The sequence below is a fragment of the Mesorhizobium sp. M7A.F.Ca.CA.004.06.1.1 genome (genome assembly GCF_003999135.1).
In the GTDB taxonomy this organism is placed as follows: domain Bacteria; phylum Pseudomonadota; class Alphaproteobacteria; order Rhizobiales; family Rhizobiaceae; genus Mesorhizobium.
In genome coordinates, this window is record NZ_RZPQ01000797.1 from 1 (window position 1) to 2,622 (window position 2,622).

General features: G+C 61.4%; 4 protein-coding genes. 2 read left to right on the forward strand and 2 right to left on the reverse strand.

Annotated elements, in window-relative coordinates:
• Nucleotides 1-416: 416 nt before the first annotated feature.
• Both EN906_RS30260 and EN906_RS30265 read right to left on the reverse strand, forming a co-directional pair.
• Complete coding sequence (locus tag EN906_RS30260) at nt 417-557, reverse strand: DUF1127 domain-containing protein (RefSeq protein ID WP_013531314.1); 141 nt, start codon at nt 555-557, stop codon at nt 417-419.
• 49 nt (nt 558-606) lie between these two features.
• A complete protein-coding gene (locus tag EN906_RS30265) occupies nt 607-747 on the reverse strand; it encodes a DUF1127 domain-containing protein (protein ID WP_013531315.1) in 141 nt (46 codons plus the stop codon).
• A gap of 236 nt (nt 748-983) precedes the next feature.
• Between EN906_RS30265 and EN906_RS30270 the strand changes: the two genes are divergently transcribed.
• The gene (locus EN906_RS30270; protein ID WP_127269099.1) at nt 984-2,102 is read left to right on the forward strand and encodes a DUF2157 domain-containing protein; all 1,119 of its coding nucleotides are present in this window, start codon (nt 984-986) and stop codon (nt 2,100-2,102) included.
• Nucleotides 2,099-2,622 (forward strand): GDYXXLXY domain-containing protein (locus tag EN906_RS30275; RefSeq protein ID WP_127375611.1); only part of this gene is annotated, 524 nt, incomplete at its 3' end. The genes EN906_RS30270 and EN906_RS30275, both read left to right, overlap by 4 nt.

The window sequence follows — 2,622 nt, forward strand, 5'->3', positions numbered from 1 at the left end:
TCCCGAGGGTCGACCATATTCGTCATCGCCGGGGAGGAGGTCGGCTTTGACGAAATTCCTTTCGCCATTTTTAAAAGGGGCGAAACCTCTGGAGCAAATTCGTTTTACTCCGGGGAAACAGCGCCCGCCGCGGGAGGAGGTGCAGCGGGCGCCGTTTTTGTGGCCAACCCTCGGGAGGAGGTGAGGGTCGGGCCTATTCGTCATCGCCGGGGAGGAGGTCGGCTTTGACGAAAACTCTTTCGCCGTTTGAAAGGGGCGAAACCTTTTGGGGCAAAATTCCTTTTGCCCCGGGTAACAGCGCCCGCCGCGGGAGGAGGTGCGGCGGGCGCCGTTTTGGTGGTCAACCCTCGGGAGGAGGTGAAGGTTGACCGGATCCGTCAGGGTCGGGGAGGAGGTCGACCCTGGCGAAATTCTGGTTAGATCGCCTGGCGGGCGATGATCTTGATTTCGTCGCGGACGATACCGAGATCATGCAGCTGGCGGTTGGAAAGGCGACCCAGCTCGGTAACCGTCTCGCGATAAACGCGCCAGTTACGATAATTGCGGATCAGGTTCATTGTCGTTCTCTTTTTCAAAACTGGTTCGGACCATTCGCGGTCCGAAGAATTAGACCGCCTTGCGAGCGACGTAAGGAATGTCGCTGCGGCTGATGCCGAGGTCGGTCAGTTCACGGTTGCTCAGGCGGCTCAGCTCGGACACGGTGTCCCTGTAGCGGCGCCAGTTGCGGTAGTTGCGGATCAGGTTCATGGTAGTTCTCGTTTCGTCTTTCTTGCGGATCATTCCGTTTGTGTACGAACTATAAATAGGCGGACCCATATCGATTTAAAAGCGCTATGGCTGCATGGCAGCAATGCAAATTGTGCAATGCAGCATTAACGGGCGTTCACGGACCTGACACAAAGAAACCCGAATCGGAAAATGCCGCCGCGTCAGCGGTTTGACCGGATCGGCTGAAAAAAAGACCGAACTGGGGGAGTGGCAGCATGGCGAGTTATTCGTCGCGGGTCAGGGCGGATATCGCGCGTTGGCTGCAGGCCGGGCTGATTGACGCCGCCACAGCCGATTCGCTTTCGCGCGATGTCGAGGCCAACGAGCGCAAGTCGCTCAGCTTCGGCTCTATCCTGGCGATGATGGCTGCCGTGCTGTTCGGAGCCGCCATCCTGATTTTCGTCGCCGCCAATTGGGACGCGACCCCGCGGCTGGCGCGCGTGGCGGCACTGTTTGCCGTCATCCTTGGTGGCTATGTCGGCGGCGCGGTGCTGAAGGCCCGCGACCATGCGGCGATCGGCGAAGCGCTCTGGATCGTGGCGGCTGCGGCTTTCGGCGGCTCGATCGCGCTGATCGGCCAGATGTATCATCTCTCGGGCGACGAGGCCTCGGCTCTGGTCACCTGGGGCGCCGGAACGGCGCTGGCGGCGGTGGCGCTGCGTTCTAATCCGCTGACGGTCGCTTCGGTCGGCATCGCCGATGCCTGGCTGTTCCTGAAAGGCTTCGACTACTACAGCCGCAGCGAATTTCCGCATGCCTTCTTGATCATGGCGATCGTGCTGTTTGCCGTCTCGTTCTGGACCCGCAGCCAGGCGGCTCGCCACCTGATCATCCTGTCGGTTCTGTTCTATCTTGTGCTGCTGGTCACCAACCACGACACGCTGCAGGTGGCGATCCCGCTGGTCGTCGTCTCGGCGCTGCTGTTCGCGGCCTCGGTCTTCGCGCCGGATCCAGTCGACCGGGTCGTGCAGCTCGGCGGCCGCTTGCCCTTGCACGCACTGCTCGGCTTCCTCACCGGCCTCGCAATGATTCAGTTCGAACTCGCCGACGAGAGCACCTACAACAGCGGTTTTGCCCTCGCTTCGGTGATCGCGCTTGCCGGCATTGTCGCCGCAATCGTGCTGGCAGGGCGGGAAAGCCGTGGGCTGCGCTGGTTTGCCTATCTCGGCTTCGCCTTCGAACTCGCCATCATCTATGTGGTGACCTTGCAATCGATGCTCGATACGGCCGGCTTCTTCCTGGCCGCCGCGGTGCTGCTCGGCATCCTTGCGATCGTCATCATCCGCGTGGAAAAGCGTATGAAAGGTCCAGATGCCAAAGGAGCCACGGCATGATCACCGGGAAAAGGCTTGTCATCTCGGCACTGGTGCTGGCGCTCGTCCAGATCGGCTTCCTGAGCTGGATCATCGCCGGCCGCGCGGCGATCCTGCGCAACGGCAAAGAGGTGCTGCTGAAGATCGAGCCCGTCGATCCGCGCGACCTCCTGCGCGGCGACTATATTATCCTGGGCTACGATATTTCGCGCATACCGGTGAAAATGATCGCCAACATTCCACCCGACAAACTCTCAAGCGACGACACCACGATAGTCGTCCGCTTGAACAAGGGGTCCGACAACTATTGGCAGCCGACGGCCGCCTGGTTCGGCAAGGCGCCGACGCCCGCCGCTGCCGACGAGGCCGATATATCAGGCCACGTCGCCGAGGGCTGGGACCTTCGCGGCGAAGAGGCGACCATCGCGCCGGACTACGGTATTGAGCGCTTCTATTTGCCGGAAGGCGAGGGGATGGCGATCCAGAACGATATGCGGGTGCGGCCATTCGGCATCCGTCTTGCGCTCGCCGGCGACGGCAC